General features: G+C 72.3%; 9 protein-coding genes. 1 reads left to right on the top strand and 8 read right to left on the bottom strand.

Annotated elements, in window-relative coordinates:
- Positions 1 to 2: 2 nt before the first annotated feature.
- From AB0I67_RS02680 to AB0I67_RS02660, 5 genes are read right to left on the bottom strand one after another with little or no spacing between them, the layout of a single operon-like run.
- Positions 3 to 920 (bottom strand): type II secretion system protein, encoded by a 918-nt coding sequence (locus AB0I67_RS02680; protein ID WP_357916467.1) that lies wholly within the window; start codon positions 918 to 920, stop codon positions 3 to 5.
- Positions 913 to 1,758 carry a type II secretion system F family protein gene (locus AB0I67_RS02675; RefSeq protein ID WP_357916464.1) on the bottom strand — a complete coding sequence of 282 codons (846 nt, stop codon included), beginning with the start codon at positions 1,756 to 1,758 and terminating at the stop codon, positions 913 to 915. Before AB0I67_RS02675 ends, AB0I67_RS02680 begins: the two co-directional genes overlap by 8 nt.
- Positions 1,758 to 3,050 (bottom strand): ATPase, T2SS/T4P/T4SS family, encoded by a 1,293-nt coding sequence (locus AB0I67_RS02670; RefSeq protein ID WP_357916461.1) that lies wholly within the window; start codon positions 3,048 to 3,050, stop codon positions 1,758 to 1,760. Before AB0I67_RS02670 ends, AB0I67_RS02675 begins: the two co-directional genes overlap by 1 nt.
- On the bottom strand, positions 3,047 to 3,802 hold the full coding sequence (locus AB0I67_RS02665) for a hypothetical protein (RefSeq protein ID WP_357916458.1): 756 nt from the start codon (positions 3,800 to 3,802) through the stop codon (positions 3,047 to 3,049). The genes AB0I67_RS02670 and AB0I67_RS02665 overlap by 4 nt, the downstream gene beginning before the upstream one ends.
- A gap of 1 nt (position 3,803) precedes the next feature.
- On the bottom strand, positions 3,804 to 4,481 hold the full coding sequence (locus AB0I67_RS02660) for a hypothetical protein (protein WP_357916455.1): 678 nt from the start codon (positions 4,479 to 4,481) through the stop codon (positions 3,804 to 3,806).
- 539 nt (positions 4,482 to 5,020) lie between these two features.
- On the opposite strand from AB0I67_RS02660, the gene AB0I67_RS02655 reads away from it, so the two are divergent.
- Positions 5,021 to 10,609: an FtsK/SpoIIIE domain-containing protein gene (locus AB0I67_RS02655; RefSeq protein ID WP_357916452.1), complete on the top strand. Its 5,589-nt coding sequence runs from the start codon at positions 5,021 to 5,023 to the stop codon at positions 10,607 to 10,609.
- A 464-nt stretch (positions 10,610 to 11,073) separates the two neighbouring features.
- On the opposite strand, the gene AB0I67_RS02650 is transcribed toward AB0I67_RS02655, so the two are convergent.
- The 3 genes from AB0I67_RS02650 to AB0I67_RS02640 all read right to left on the bottom strand — a co-directional run bounded on the left by AB0I67_RS02650 (position 11,074) and on the right by AB0I67_RS02640 (position 15,727).
- Complete coding sequence (locus tag AB0I67_RS02650) at positions 11,074 to 12,003, bottom strand: hypothetical protein (protein WP_357916449.1); 930 nt, start codon at positions 12,001 to 12,003, stop codon at positions 11,074 to 11,076.
- Positions 12,000 to 12,800 (bottom strand): hypothetical protein, encoded by an 801-nt coding sequence (locus tag AB0I67_RS02645; protein WP_357916446.1) that lies wholly within the window; start codon positions 12,798 to 12,800, stop codon positions 12,000 to 12,002. Before AB0I67_RS02645 ends, AB0I67_RS02650 begins: the two co-directional genes overlap by 4 nt.
- An 83-nt stretch (positions 12,801 to 12,883) precedes the next feature.
- Positions 12,884 to 15,727, bottom strand: coding sequence for a hypothetical protein (locus tag AB0I67_RS02640; RefSeq protein ID WP_357916443.1), 2,844 nt, complete (start codon positions 15,725 to 15,727; stop codon positions 12,884 to 12,886).
- Position 15,728 lies beyond the last annotated feature (1 nt).

The raw sequence follows: 15,728 nt of genomic DNA, 5'->3' as shown, positions 1-15,728 counted from the left end.
GGCTAGGACCCCAACATCTTCATCGCGGCCGGGAAACTGAGAAAGATCACGAAGCCCGCGCACAGCAGGAGCTGGGCGACGAGCATGGACTGCGAGCGCTCCCCCGCCCGCCCTTCGACCTCGGCGAGCTCGCGGCGGCGCAGGGTGGCGGCCCGGGCGGCTAGCGAGGTCCGCACCTTCGCGCCGTCGTCGGCGACGAGCCCCAGCGCGGCGGACAGGTCGCGCAGCTCGTCGACGTTGATCTCCTCGCCGAGCTGGCCGAGCGCCTGCCACGGGGTGATGCCGACGATGCGGGCGCCGGCCAGTGCTTCCTTGATGCGGTACATCGCCCAGTTGGGCTGCTCGCCGCTGACCGACACCGCCATCAGCAGCGCCTCGGGCACGCCGCGCCCGCCGGCGAGGTTCATGGAGACGAGGTCGAGGAAGGCGCCCACGACGTGCCGGAAGTCACGGCGGCGGGTGGCGGCGTCCCGCCGGATCTGCAGGTCGGGCAGGAAGAAGAACAGCGCGGCGACCGCCACGGCCATCCAGAACGGGATGGCGAGCGAGACCCCCCACTCCATCAGCACCAGCCAGGCCAGCAGCACCGGGAAGGCGAGCAGGCCGGAGACGGCGAGCAACACCTTGGTCGCCAGGAAGCCCTCGAAGGAGCGCCCGACCAGGGCCAGGTCCGCCTTGACCGACCGGGCCTCCCAGCCGCGGGCCCCGTACAGGCGGGCCAGGCGCACGCCGAGCCCGCGCCGGAACGCGCCGACCTCCTCGTCCGGCAGGACGAGTTGCAGCCGCGGGCCCTCGTCCTGGCGCACCGCGTCCAGCGCCAGCAGCCGCGCCACCAGACCCGGACGGGCCGGGAACAACGCGCGGATCAGCAGGAAGAGGCCCAGTCCGAGGGCTCCGCCGGCGGCGACCGTCTCAACCACTCTGGTCGCCTCCCACCAGCAGCCGGGTCGGTTTGTCGAAGCGGGCCAGGCGGCGCATCCAGGCGAAGCCCGCCCCGAAGAGGCCGGCGACGACGGTGAGGACGGCCTGGCCGAGCCAGGAGCTGTACTCGGCGACGTATCCCGGGTTCCAGACGACCAGAACCCCGGCGAAGACCAGCGCGGTGATCACGACGATCTGCACGCTCTTGCGGGTCGCGCGGCGCTCGGCCTCGACCCGGCGGCGCATGTCGAGCTCCTCGCGGGCGGAGACCGCCAACGCGCCCAGCACGTCGCGCAGGCCCGGTCCGCGCAGCTTGGCGTTGAGGATGAGGGCGGCGATCACCAGGTCGGCCGAGGGGTCGGCGAGCTCGTCGGCGAACAGCCGTAACGCGTCGGGCAGGGCCATCCGGGTGTGCATCCGGTCGACCATGGCCCGCAGGTGCGGCCGGAGCGAGGGGGCGGCGGCGCGGATGGAGGCCGGGATGGCCTGCTCCAGGCCGGCGGCTCCGGCGATGGTGTCGCGCAGGGATTCGGTCCAGGCGGCCAGGCCCTCCAGGCGTTGCATCGCCGCGCGTTCCTCGGCCGCGCCGCCGGACAGGCCGCGCCAGGCGAAGACCAGCAACACCGTGCCGACCGCGGCGACCGCCCAGCCGGTGGTCACGAGTACGGCTACCGCCGCGACGGCGGCGATGGCGGTGCGGGTGGTGAGGGTGCGGGCGAGCTCGCGTTTCGGGCGCGACGGGCGGGGGCGCATGCCGTACAGGGCCATGATCAGCAGGAACAGGCCGCCACCGGCGGCCGCGCCGGACAGCAGGACAAGGGGGTCGATGAGCGGCATTACCACCCTCCCGGCTGGTATCCGTGGGCGGCGAGCTCCTCCAGGCAGGACACCGGGGCGTGCGGCAGCAGTCCGGCCGGCCCGAGGGCGAAGACCTCGCTGGACAGCACGCGGCCGTCGCAGCCGGTCACCTCGCGGACGCTGGAGACGTAGCGGCGCAGCGTGCCGCCGCGCTCGTAGTCGTTGCGCTTCTCGATGAAGACGACGAAGTCGATGGCCCCGGCGATGAGCATGTGCGTGGCCTCGATCGGGAGGCGTTCGGCGGCCTGGAGGGCGTAGGTGGCGATGCGGTTGAAGACCTCCATGGAGGAGTTGGCGTGGATCGTGGACAGGGAGCCGTCGTTGCCCTGCGTCATGGCGTTGAGCATGGTGACGATCTCGTCGCCCAGAACCTCGCCGACGATCACGCGGGAGGGGTTCATGCGCAGGGATCGGCGGACCAGCTCGGCCATGGTGATCTCGCCCTGGCCCTCGGCGTTGGGCAGGCGTTGCTCGAAGGCGACGACGTTGGGGTGGAGTTCGGGGAACTGGTCGAGGCCCAGCTCCAGGGCACGTTCGACGGTGATCAGGCGCTCGGTGACGGGGATCTCGTTCGCCAGGGCGCGCAGCAGGGTCGTCTTCCCGGCGTTGGTGGAGCCGGCGATCATGATGTTCTTGCGGGCCGCGACCGCGCATTGCAGGAAATGTCCCACCTCGGGGCTCAGGGTGCCGTTCCCGACGAGGTCGGAGAGGAAGACCTTGCCCAGGCGCGCACGGCGGATCGAGACCGCCGGGCGCACGGTCACGTCCATGACCGCCGACAACCGGGAGCCGTCCGGCAGGCGCAGGTCGAGCTGCGGGTTGGCGGTGTCGAACGGCCTGGAGCTCAGCCCCGAGTAGGCGGCGAGGATCTGGATCAGCTCGATCAGCTCGTCGTCGGACTCGGCGACCGGGTCGTGGATCTGCTCCCGGCCGTCGGCGTAGCTGACGAAGACGCGGTCGCAGCCGTTGATGTCGACGTTCTCGACCTCGGTGTCGTCGAGCAGGGGCTGCAGGCGGCCGACGCCGAAGAGCGCGGCGTGGATGCCGGCGGCGAGCGCCTCCTCCTCCTCGACCGTGGGCGGGGTGCGTCCCAGGCCGATCTCGCTCCTGGCGTGCTCCTCCAGGACCCGCGAGATCAGCGCGCGGGCGAACTGGCGCTCGTCCTCGCCGGTCATCGGCGCCAGGCCGTTGGCCGCGTCGAGCCGCCGCTGGTGGGCCAGGCGGTCGCCGACCTCCTGGCGGAAGCGCTTCACCAGACCGTGGTCGATCACGCGCGCCTCCCCTGCTCGGCGTCGGCGCCGGCGAGGCGGCCGTGCAGGCGGCCGGCCAGCTCGCGAGCCGTACGGATGAGGAGGGAACGGTCGAGCCGGCCGCCCCACTGGCCGCGCAGCAGCTCGGCGCCCTTGGGGTCGTAGGCCAGGCCGTGCACGAACTGCACGCTCGGCCCGGCGATGCGGCGGACCTCGTCGATCGAGGCGCGGTACTGCCGCGGGTCGGCGATGACCACGACGCCGGTCTTCTCCGGTTTCGTCAGGCTGAGCCGTTCGCGCAGGTGAGCCACGTGGTCGAGGCTCGCGCGGGTGAAGAGCACCAGCAGCCGGGCTTCGGCGATGAGGTCCGCCAGCTGCGGATGTGTGCCGAGCCGTCCGCAATCGGCGAGCACGTCCGCGTTGGGGAGCGCGGCGAAGCTCTTGCCGAGCGGCCCCCACAGCCAGCTCAGCCCGGCGGCCTGCTCGCCGTGGCTGAGCCCGGCCAGCACGTCGAGCCCGCCGACGATCTTCTGGGTGTGCTCGTGGATCTGCACCGGTTCCAGCCCGCGGCGCGCGATGGCACCGAGCGTGAGCAGCCCTTTGCCCGGATTGAGCACCCCGCCGTCCTGCGCCGGGAGGCGGTAGGCCAGGTCGCCGCCGGACGGGTCGCACTCGGCCAGCAGCACCGGCCGCGGCCACACCGCGGCCAGGGCCGTCGCGCCGGTCGTCACGCCGGGCGCGCCCTTGTCGGCGGCCAGCACGATGAGCGCCACGTCAGCGCGCTCCCGGCAGCTCGGCGACGGCGATCTCCCCGGTGGAGGCGCGGGCCACGATGTCCGGCGACACCGACGAGTCGACGATGATCGTGATGAGTCCGGAGGATCCGGTACGGCCCGGCGGACTGACGCTGTGCACGAGCGCGCTCTGCGCCAGCACCCGGCCGGCCGTCTGGGACGTCCGGCCAGGAACGTAGACGACTTGGACCCGATCCCCCTTGTCGAGACCCGCGGGATATTGCCCCGCCTTGAGAGCCAGGCCCACCTTGGCCTTGCCCGGGCCCAGTTCCTGGCTCGCGGTGATGGTCATCTGCTCGGTCAGCAGCGTGCCGGGCAGGATCGTGGTCGCCGCGAAGTTGCGCACCACCTCGAACCGCCGCGACCACGGTACGTAGTCGATGCCGGTATCGGCGATCTGCACCTCCTGCAACGCCTCGGCGGACATGGGCTGACCCGTCCCGATCTGCTGGGTCACCCGGATCGCGGAGATGCGCTCGCCGCTGCGCATGACCAGCAGCGTGCTGGCCAGCGCTCCGCCCAGGATGAGGAGGACGGCAAGCGCCGCGAGCGCCGGTTTGCGCTCGCGCGGCGGCACCGGCAGCTTGCGCGAGGCGGGCCCGGAGAGCGCGCCGTTCGGGCCCGCCGGGGTGACGGCGGGTTTCTCGCTGGTCCTCATGGGTGGGGGGCTCCCATTACGAGCTCAGATGAATTGTCTAATTCCCCGCCATTATGTGCACCGGATTGTTGGGGCGGGGATGGAATACGGGGAACCATGCTCCTTTCGCAGGTGGGAGCCTGTCAACTCGACCTTGCCCAGACCCGTTTTGTGGAGTCAGTTGCTTATTCCATGAATAGCGTGATAGGAGTCACTTGAGTAACTTGGGACGCATTTATCACTGATTTATCAGGACAAAATCGGCGGGGTGCGGCGGAGGTGGTTAATGGGGGTTGAACAGCCCTCGACGTGGGCGTATACGCCCGGCGACCGGCTCGGCCGGGCGAGCCTGATCGACCATTGGCCGTCTACCCTCGTCCACAGGTTGTCCACAGCCGATTTCCCGGTGTCCGGCAAAAACTCGTCGCGTTTTCCACAGGCGAGGACGCGGCTCCGAGTTATCCACACCTTGGTTTCGTCATGCCGTTGCCGTCAATCGGCGGGCTTACCGTTGTCGCTGGCGTTACGGTGGCCCGGTCGCGAACCTAGGGGGTCGGCACATGCGGATCATGCTCACCGTGCTCGACGAGCGCGGCGATCGTGATGTGGTCGTGGAGGGCGAGGGCGAGCTCACCGTCGGCCGCCTCGCCGACGCTCTGCGGGGTCAGGACGTGCCGCTGGCCAAGGTCGTCCGCCTCAACCGCGCCCCCTACGGCCTCTCCCCGACGAGTTCCTGGGACACCGATCCCCTTTTGAGCGCGCCCGGCCACCCCGCCACCCTGTGGCGCAACGGACGCGAGCTCGACCCCCGGGCCCCCGTCCGGGCGATCCTGCGCGACGGCGACCGCGTGGCCCTGTCCGAGCACCTGGCCCGCCACACGATCACCGACGAGCCCGGCGGAGTGGCCGAGATCCGCGTCGTGGGCGGCCCTGGCGCGGGCCTCGTGCACCGCCTGGGCCTGGGCCAGCACGTCATCGGCTCCAGCGATCTGTGCGCCATCGCCGTGCCCGACCCGTCCCTGCCGCCCGAAGCCGCCCTCCTCCGCATCACCCCCGAAACCATCACCATCGAGCCGGTACGGCATGCGCAACCGCTGACCGGCGGCCCCCGCCGCAAGCTCAAGGGCCGCTACGCCGACGACGTCGCCCAGCTCCTCGGCCGGGCCGAGTCCCGCAGCGCCGCGGCCGTTCCCGAGCCCGCCGACCTGCAGCTCGAGTCCGACCCGGTCACCGAGGCCGTCGACTGGCCCGAACACGCCCTGCTGACCTGCGGCTCCACCGTCCTGGCGCTCACCGCGATCGAGGCGCCCGACGCCCACCTGGCCCCGCGCCCCGAGGGCGGCGTCGCCTACAACCGGCCGCCCAGGCTCCGCCGGCCCGAGCCGGAGCGGCGGTTCGAGCGGCCGGCCGAGCCCCGCCGGACCGAGGGGCTGCGGCTGCAACTGCTGGCCGCGTTGCTTCCCGCGCTGCTGGGCGTGGGTCTGGCCTACTTCCTGGGCCAGTGGTACTTCCTGCTCATCGCCCTGATGAGCCCGTTGATCATGTTCGGCCAGTGGTGGAGCGACCGCCGGCACGGCCGCAAGAAGCACCGGCGGGCGATGAAGGACTACCAGGAACGGCTGGCCGAGTACGAGCACGAGGTGGCCGACGCGCGCCGCCAGGACGAGCTGGCCCGGCGGTCCGACGCGCCCGACGCCGCCGAGCTCCTGCTCACCGCGACCGGGCCGCGGCGCCGGTTGTGGGAGCGCCGGATCCACGACCCCGACGCGCTGCGGCTGCGAGTGGGGCTGGCGGACCTGCCCGCCAACCTGGAGCTGGCCGAGGAGCGCGGCGGGCCGCTCGACCCGCCGCTGTGCCATGCCGTGCCCGTGGCTCTGCCTCTGCGCCGCCTGGGCGTCGCGGGCGTCACCGGCCCGCGCGAGACCACGTCCGGGCTGGTGAGCTGGCTGATCGGCCAGGCCGCCACCCTGCACAGCCCGCGCGACCTGGCGATCGTCGTGCTGTCCGCGCACTCCGACGGCGAGGCGCGCTGGAGCTGGGTACGCTGGCTGCCGCACTGCTCCGGCCAGGGCGTCCTGCCCGCCGACAGCGTCACGCTCGTCGGCGCCGACCCCGAGACCGCCGCCCGCCGGGTCGCCGAGCTCAGCTCGCTGATCGACGAGCGGCTCAACACCTCGATCCCCGAACTCGGCAAGATCCCCACCGGCTGGGACGACCTGGGCGGCCCCGCCACCCCCACCGAACCGGCCTTCGCCACCTACGACGAACGCCCCTTCGACGTCCTCGTCGTCCTCGACGGCGCCCAGGTGCTCCGCGGCCTGCCCGGCATGCCGCAGGTCCTCCGCCAGGGCCCGCGCGCCGGCGTCTACACCCTCGCCGTCGACGACGACCAGCGCCTGCTCCCCGAGGAATGCGCCACCGTCGCCACCTGCGACGACACCGGACTCGTCCGCCTTCGCGGCGGCGGCCTCGACGCCCTCGGGCCCCTGCTCGCCGACCAGGTCTCCCCCTCCTGGTGCGACCGGCTCGCCCGTGCCCTGGCCCCCATCCGTGACGTCAGCCGTGCCGACCTCGCCGGCCAGCTTCCCGGCTCGGCCCGGCTTCTCGACCTGCTCTCCCTGCCCGCCCCCACCGCCTCCGACATCGCCACCCGCTGGACCGACCGGGGGACGACCGCCGCCCCCATCGGCATCGGTCCCGACGGCCCCTTCGCTGTGGACCTCGCGGTTGACGGCCCCCACGGCCTCATCGCCGGCACCACCGGCGCGGGCAAATCCGAGCTGCTGCAGACGCTCATCTGCTCCCTCGCCACCGCCAACCGCCCCGACCAGCTCACCTTCGTCCTCATCGACTACAAGGGCGGGGCCGCGTTCAACGACTGCGTACGGCTGCCGCACACCGTCGGCATGGTCACCGACCTCGACGGCCACCTCACCCAGCGCGCCCTCGACTCCCTCGCCGCCGAGATCCGCCGCCGCGAACGGTTGCTGCTGCGGGTGGGCGCCAAGGACATCGAGGACTACTCACACCACCTCCACACCCTCACCCGCCCAGCCCCTCATTGGTCTGGCGGTGACGGCCCCGCACGGCCCACCCCAGGCCACCCCGGCTTCGCCCCCGCCAACCCTGGTGATCCCGCCCGCTCCACCGCTGGGAACCTTTCGAACTCCGGGACCGGCGGGACCTGGAGCTTCGGGCCCCGTGAAACCGCGAGCTCCGGGTTCCGCCCCACCTTGGACACTGGCGCCGACGGCAGCCCGACTCCCGGTGCCGGTGGGATCTCGGGTTCCGGGGGCGGCTACCCCTCGGGTTCTGGGAGTAGCGGCCCCTTGGGCTCTGGAAGCCGCGGCACCCTGGGCTCCGGCCCGGCGGGGTGGCTCGCCCGACTGCGAGCGGTGGAACAGTCCCGACTCGACGGCCCCTGGCTGACCGGCTCAACCGCCCCCCACGGCCCTGCGGCACCCGCCACGAGGCCACACAACAGCGCCCTCCCAAGCTGGGCAGCAGCCGACCCGGCCCCTACAGAAAGCCACCCCTACGGAGGCGGCCCACACCCCAACGCCCGCCAACCACACGCCTCCCAGGCCCCCGGAAGCCAGGCCCCCGGAACCCAAACACGGGAACCCCACGCCGAAGCTCCCCCAGAAGTCCTGCCAACCAAGAAGGGCCCCTCCGAGCAGGAGCTGGACCCCCTCCCCCGCCTAGTCCTGATCATCGACGAGTTCGCCGCCCTAGTGGCCGAACTACCCGACTTCGTAAGCGGCCTGGTCGACATAGCCCGCCGAGGCCGCTCCCTGGGAATCCACCTGATCCTCGCCACCCAACGCCCAGCAGGCGTGGTAACCGCCGACATCCAAGCCAACACCTCCCTCCGCATAGCCCTCCGGGTCACCGAGCCAGCCGAATCCGCCGACGTCATCGACGTCCCCGACGCCGCCCACATCTCCCGCTCCACCCCCGGCCGCTGCTACGTCCGAGCCGGGGTAGGAGCCGCGACAGCCGTACAGACGGCCCGAATCGGCGGCCGAGGCGGCGGAACCCGATCGAGCGCACCAGTCCGCGTAACGGACCTGACATGGCGATCCCTGGGCCGCGCTCTACCTGCACCGCAGGACCCCGACGACGGTTCAGGCACCACCGACCTGGCCCTACTGGTGGACGCCATCGCCGAGGCAGCCCGACTGGCCCAGGTCCCCGAACAGCCAAGCCCCTGGCTAGACCCGCTACCCGAGCAGGTAGTCATCGCCACCCCAGAACGACACGCTGACCCCACCATCCCGGAAGCTCACCGTCCAAGCGCCACCGCGGCGGAGGTTGCTCCAGTGGAGTTCGGCGTCACCGACCTGCCGTGGGCACAGCAACAACGACCCCTCACCCTCGACCTGGACAAGGGCGGCCACCTACTGATCGCCGGCAGCGCACGCACAGGCCGGTCGACAGCCTTGCGCACCATCGCCGGCCGCATCGCCGCCACAGCCTCGCCCGCAGACGTACACGTCCACGCCATCGACTGCGGCTCGGGAGCGCTGCTGCCGCTGGTGGCCATGCCGCACTGCGGGGCAGTCGTCACCCGAGACCAGCTCGACCGAGTCGAACGCCTCCTCATCCGACTACGAGCCGAGGTAGGCCGCCGCCAACAACTGCTCGCCGAGGCCGGACACTCCTCACTGGCCGAGTACCGAGCAGCGGGCAACCGACTGCCGTGGCTCGTGCTGTTGATCGACCGCTGGGAGGGGTATGCCGCGGCATTCGAGGGCTACGACTACGGCCGACTGACCGAGGCCCTCCTGCAGTTGTTGCGCGAGGGGGCGGCGGTAGGCCTCCGGGCGGTGGTCACCGGGGACCGATCGGCGCTGATCGGCCAGGTCTCCACGGTCTTCGATGACCGCCTCATCCTCCGCCTGGCCGACTCGGCCGACTACGGCCTGGCAGGTCTGCCGATCAAGGAGCTGCCGTCGACCATGCCACCCGGGCGCGCTGTGTCGATGGGCGACCACGGCTTGATCGAAAGCCAGATCGCCCTGCTGGACCCAGATCCCTCGGGGCCCGCCCAGGTGGCGGCCTTCCAGAAGCTCGCACGCCTCGCCCGAGCCGCCCAGAGCGACGAGCGCGCTCCCGGCGAGCGGGCCATCCGAAGCGAGCGCGTCCCGAGCCAGGCGGGCGTGAGGAGGGACCTCTTGAGTGAGATCGGTGCGGGTGGCGGAGGCGTTCCGAGCCAGGCTGGAGCGAGCGGGGACGTCCTGAGCGAGGCCGGTGCGGGCAGCGGGGTCAGTGCGGGCAGCGGGAGCATTCCGAGCCAGGGTGCCCCAAGCCGGAGCGGAGACGGTGGCGGAGGCAACGGCAACGGCAACGGCAACGGCAACGAGATCATCCCGACTCAGAGAGCTATTAGTGGCGGGGGCGGCCTGAGAGAGGGCGGGGTCGGTAGCGCGGGGTGGATTTGGGATGGGGAGCCGCCGTTGCGGGTGGACTCCATGCCGAATCGCATCACCGCCAGCCAGGCCATGGCGCTGGTGCCGGGGTTCGCGCCGCCGTCACCGTTGTGGGCGTTGGTGGGCGTAGGGGGCGACTCGCTGGCCCCGATGGGGATCGACCTGCTCGCCCAGGGCCCGGGGGCGGTAGTGGCCGGGCCGCCACGGTCGGGTCGGTCGTCGGTGCTGCTGACGGCTGCCCGGTCGCTGATCGATCAAGGGACGCCGGTAATCGCTGTCGTGCCTCGGCGAAGCCCGTTGCGGGAGTTGGAGGGCGCGCTTGCCGTACTCGATGGCAACGGGACCGGGCTGCAGGACCTGATCGCCGACCGGGAGCGGTATGTGGTGATCGTGGATGACGCTGAGCTCATCAACCCGGATGCGCCGTTGGGGCTGGTGCTGGATGAGGTGTTGCGGAGCGGGCGGGATGGAGAGCATGGGTTGATCATCGGCGGGGCTACTGGGGATCTGACCACGGCTTATCGCGGGTTCGTGGCAGAGGCACGTAAGCCCCGGACTGGGGTGTTGCTGTCGGTCCAGAGCCCGGCGGATGGGGACCTGTTCAATGTGCGGTTGCCTCGGGGGGCTGTGGGTGGGCCGCCGGGGCGGGGGCTGTTGATCGGCATGGGGGTGGTTACGCCGGTTCAGACCGCCTTGCCGGACCGCGGCGGGGCTTGATCGTACGGCGGGGAGCAGGCCGGAGGTGGCCGACCGGCCGATGCCGTGCTGTGCGGGCGAGCGGTCTTTGGACAGGCGGCCCTTCAGATGGGAAGTCCGGCGGGCGAGGGGCCTGGCTTCCCGCAGACCAGCTGAGGCGCCTGAGCGGGGTTACCTGCGCGGGGCGGCCCGAGTGGGTGGCTCGTCGGGGCAAGTCGAGCGGGCCGCCCCTACGAGCCAAGCCGGACAGCCCGGCAGGTCGCCCGAGCGGACAGCCCGGCGCGTGGCCCGAGCGGACAGCCCGGCGCGTGGCCCGAGCGGACAGCCCGGCGCGTGGCCCGAGTGGGCCACCTGGGAGGTGGCCCGGAGGGCGGAACGGCGGGTTGTCCGAGGGGGCGGCCAGGGAGGTGACCCGGAGGGCGGAACGCGGGCGGTCCGAGGGGGCGACCACAGGAGGTGGCCCCCGCGGGGGAACCTGCGGTGGGTTACTTGCGGACGGTGGATTGGATTTCGTCGATCTGGATGGTGGAGCTGGCCGAGACTTCGCCCTGGGGCAGGTTGAAGTTGGGCGTGCTGGTGACTTCCCAGAGCTGGGTGACGGTGATGGTGTAGCGGCCGCCCAGGGAGGACTTGGTGAACTTGATCCAGCAGCCGGAAGCCAGCGAGGCGCCCTTGGTGTAGAGCGGGCAGGTGGTGCCGGACTTGACCTGGCCGGGGCCGTTGGTCTCGATGCGGATGGCGGAAGGCCGGGCCCGGATGGTGGCGCTGAGCTGGGGGAAGCCGGGGACGGAGGCGGTGACGGAGCGGGGGCGCATGGGGCGGACGCCGATCCAGGTCTCCAGGCCGACGTAGGAGCGGCCGCCAGGCGGGTTGATCTTGATACGGGGCCGGGGCAGGACAAGGTTGGCGCGGGCGATCTTGGCGAGGTCCCAGGGGTCGATGACCTTGTCGTTCTCGGCGACGGGGACCTGCTGGATGACGCGCCACTTGGGGGTGGTGGCCTGGTAGCAGGCCTCGCCCTCGGCGGTCTTGTCGTGAGTCAGGAGCCAGAAGATCTTGCCGGGCCAGCTTTGGTACTGCTTGTACTCGGCGAGGATCTTCTCGATGATGTAGTCGACGAGGACCTCGATGACGCCGCCGAAGACGCCGAAGCGCTCCTGGATGCCGGTGAGGAACTCCACCATCTCGGCATAGGTGAACTTCGGCTCCCACCAGCACTTGGGCGGGTCGAAGTCCGGCGGGATGTGCGTCTTGCCGCCCGGGTTGTGGCCGTTGCCGGACAGGTTGACCTGGGTCTCGACGTAGTACTCGCTGCCGTTGCCGCCGCCGACGGGCGGGTCGGCGAGGGCGGAGGTGGCGCCCAGGGGGATGAGGGTGACGATCGCCAGGAGGAGGGCGAGCAGGCGCCGCTTCATCGGCACTCCTTAGCCGTGTAGTCGGACGTGAAGGCGGCGACCCGCCAGCCGTCGGCCGTCTGCTTCATGAGGACTCGCATCTGGTAGCGGGAGGTGTCGCGCTTGCCCAGCGTCCAGCGCTCCTCGCCCGAGGAGAGGGAGCGGGTGCCGAGCTTGGTGGCGTCGACGCAGGCGGCGAAGCCGATCCTGGCGGGTTCGATCAGGGTGGTGCGCAGGTGGTCGACGCGGAGGTGGCCGGTGGGGCGGACGCCCTCGGCCCGCCAGCCGGCGACGATCTCGGGGAAGATGCCGAGGCCGCCGTCCAGGAGGTCGGCGCGGGACAGGAGGCGTTGGTACTGCTGGTCGCGGCCGTTGGTGGTGATCGCGTACCACCAGTAGGTCCAAAAGTCGCGGAAGGTCTGTACGGCGGCGCGGGCCTCGCCGGTGGGGGTGGGGAAGGTGAGGCGGAAGTCGGCGGGGAGGCGGACCTTGGCGAAGGGCTTGCCCTTGGAGGGGTCGGGCGGGAGGTTCGCCTCGGGGTTGGCGGGCGATGGGTCGCCGGGCGTTGGGTCGCCGGGCGTTGGGTTGCCAGGGGCGGGAGAGGCCGGGTCGCCGGTGGCGGTGCTCGGAGACTCTGGATCACCCGAGCCGGAGGCGGAGTCGGGGCCGGGGCCTGAGCCGGGAGAGGCGGAGGTTCCCGGGCGGCCCGCGGTGTCGGTGGAGCCCGAGTGGCCGAAGCCGCTGGCCTTCTTCGGCGAGGGCCCGCACGCCGTCACCGCGACAGCCGTACAGACGGCAAGTGCCGCGAACCGCCACACCAGCGACGAGCCGGAGGAGCCCGAGGAGGCGGAGGCTGCCAGAGAACGGGGCGAACCCGAGGAACGGGTAGAAGGTTTCTTGGTCATCCCGCCGCCCGTTCCGGCACCGGTGAAGGGAGCAGTTCCTCGATCAAAGCCTCGGTCTCCGGCACCAGCCGCCCCCAGTACTGCGAGTTGGCCGCCCGCTGCCGCAGGGTGCCGACCCAGAACTGGAGGGTGCCGGGGTCGCCGGTGGCGTGGGCGGCGCGGAGCAGGCACCGCCAGAGCGCCTCGTCCCCCTCGGACACCCGAAGCCCCGCGAGGGCCGCCGAGATGGCGCCCTGGGCGTCGGAGACGGACATGCGAAGGTGCCAGAGCCGCTGCGCGGCGTCGGAGACCCGGGCGGTGACCTCGGTCTCGATGGGGTCGCCGGCCAGCCACAGGTAACGCCCGGACGGCCGGTCGGCCAGGAGGGGGCCACGCACCAGGTCAAGGGCGTAGGAGAGGATCGCCGCCTCCTGCCCGGCGTCCTGCCGCGCGACCCGCAGGAGCTCCTTGAAGATCTCCCAGTCGACCCGCACGAACGGCCCCAGGTGCAGCCGGCCCTGCATGTCGAGGAAGAGGTTGGGCCGCCCGTTGACGTCGTCGCCGAGCCAGTCCATCGCCCGGTCGATGACCGCGTCCCGCACGGTCTCCTCGACGCCGCGTGGCCACAGCGCCCCGGCCAGGACGCGCGGGTGCACGCCGCCGGGGTGGGTGGCGACGTAGGCGATGAGTTCCTGGCACTGCGCGATCCGGTCGGGTTCGAGCGGTCCGCCGGCCTGGACGTCGGCCGGGCCGAGGATCCGCACGTCGGCGAGCGCCTGGAAGCCGGGCTGGAGCTGGTGCGCGACCGGCCCCGACGGTGAGGGGTCGCCGAGCGGCAGCCCTTCGCGTCCGGTGGCGCTGCGGAAGAGGTCGATGACCTGCCGGTACTGGTCCTGCGGCAGCAGTTGCGCCTTGACCGAGAAGCCGAGGGCGGGCAGTGTGGCGCGGCCGTCGCCGTGCATCTCCCACTGCCAGACCGCGCCGGGCGTGGCCTCGCCCGCGACGAGGTAGCCGGAGGCCAGCCGGGAGCCGGTGCGGGCCAGTTCGGCCAGGCGCTGGGCCTGCTCGGGTGTGGGCGGCACGGCGGAGATCAGGTACGTGGGCATCCACGACTCGCTCTGCACCCCGCGCGCCCGGCCGGTGAGCACGGAGTCGGCGCCGAGCGCGGCCAGCGCGCCGCGCACCTCGGCGGTCGCGGCCTCCAGCGCGGGCAGGGCCTCGCCGAGGGTGGCGTAGGCGGTGATGCGCTCGGGGGCGATCATCGACAGCTCGACGCCGAAGCCAACCAGCACCAGGTTCATGTGGTCGGACCAGCGGTTGGTGGCCAGCTCGACGGCGACGGCGGCCAGCGCCGCGGTCACGTACTCGGCCGGGCCGCGCAGGTTGATGATGCCGTGCGCGGCTTCGAGGTCGACCAGCACGCGCCCGCCCTCATTCGCGCCGAGCGAGACCAGGCCGGGATAGGGAGCCAGCACGCCGGCCAGCGGCTGTTCGGGCAGGCGCAGGCCCTGGGTGGCGTCGAGCCGCCACACCTGCCCGCCGTCGACGGCGACCCACGGCGCGGGCGCTTCGCGGTCGGCCGGGTGGATCCACAGGTCGAGGTGGGTGGGGGCCAGCAACGCGCCGTAGACCGTGGGTGGGGTACGGCCGGCCGCGCCGAGCTCCTTGGCCAGGTGCCGCAGGCCGAGGTCGAGCAGCCGGGTGCCGTGGTGGTCGGCGCCCAGCAGCAGCGCCTTCTCGGCCAGCGCGCCGGGGCCGGAGGGCTCGGGCAGCCGGCGGCCGAACGCACGGCCCCACAACTGCTCGCGGCGGCGGCGGCCCAGCGCGGCCAGGAGCCCGGCGGCGGCCAGCGAGGCGGCGGCGAGGTAGTCGGGCAGCGCGGACAGGTCGAGGCCCTGGTCCTGGTCGCCGGCCAGCACTTCGGCCGGCCGTACCTGGAGGGTCTGCTCGGCGGGCTGGACCTGCCCCGGCCGGACGTTCATGGTCTGCTCGGGGTCACCGTACATCTGCGAAAGGTCGGCCCGGCCGGGGGCGGCGTCGTCGGCGCGGGACGGGTCGCCCGCCCGGTCGTCGGCCTGCTGGACCTGCTGGTGCGCGGTCCGGCCGTCCAGTTCGGCGGGCTTGTCCGGGTGCCGGTCGAGGATCTCGGGCCGCGAGTCGTCCTCGGCGACGATGTGCACGTTGCGGGCGTCGTCCGGCATCTCCAGCACCCAGCCGGGCCGGATCAGGCTGGCGATGTGCAGCTTCGTCCCGTCCGGCTGCTCCTTGTGCTTGTTGAGCTCGTAGATCTCCTTGTACCTGCGGCCCTCCCCCAGGCACTTCTCGGCGATCTCCCACAGGCTCTCGTGGTGGCGTCCCTCCGGCGGCTGGACGGTGTAGACCTTCTTGGCCTTCTTCACCGGCGCGAGCTGCTCGGCCTCCTGGACCACCGGCTGCGGCACGGCCTGCTGCGCCGCGGCGATCTGGGCGCCGCCGGGCTGGGCCACCGCGTTGACCATGGGCGTCACCACCGCCGCCGCGGTGAACAGCAGCAGCGCCGCCGTCACCAGCCGGTGCGCGAGCGCCTGCGGCCCGCGGGCGAACGGCACCTGCGCCGGCACGCCCACCCGCCGGATGGCCGACCACAGCTCGACCACCACGCACACGACGAGCTGCGCCCAGGCCAGCCAGACCAGGATCGCCAGCATGTCCAGCACCGTGCCGAACCCGACCTGCCTGGTCAGCGCCTCGATCGAGAACTGCTCGGGCAGCGGGTTGCCGAAGAACCGCACCAGCGCGTACGGCACGCCGCCCACCAGCCCGAGCAGGGCGATCACGGAGAGCACGCCGAGCAGGATGTCGAGGCCGGACCTCGACTGCACT

The organism is Nonomuraea sp. NPDC050310 (assembly GCF_040655795.1).
In the GTDB taxonomy this organism is placed as follows: domain Bacteria; phylum Actinomycetota; class Actinomycetes; order Streptosporangiales; family Streptosporangiaceae; genus Nonomuraea.
Note: the sequence above shows the minus strand (reverse complement) of the source record. Positions and strands in the feature narration are given on the sequence as shown.

Bases quoted from the DNA above. Each gene is read 5' to 3' on its own strand.
- AB0I67_RS02650 (WP_357916449.1), bottom strand. From the start codon at position 12,003: ATGAAGCGGCGCCTGCTCGCCCTCCTCCTGGCGATCGTCACCCTCATC.
- AB0I67_RS02660 (WP_357916455.1), bottom strand. From the start codon at position 4,481: ATGAGGACCAGCGAGAAACCCGCCGTCACCCCGGCGGGCCCGAACGGC.
- AB0I67_RS02655 (WP_357916452.1), top strand. From the start codon at position 5,021: ATGCGGATCATGCTCACCGTGCTCGACGAGCGCGGCGATCGTGATGTG.
- AB0I67_RS02675 (WP_357916464.1), bottom strand. From the start codon at position 1,758: ATGCCGCTCATCGACCCCCTTGTCCTGCTGTCCGGCGCGGCCGCCGGT.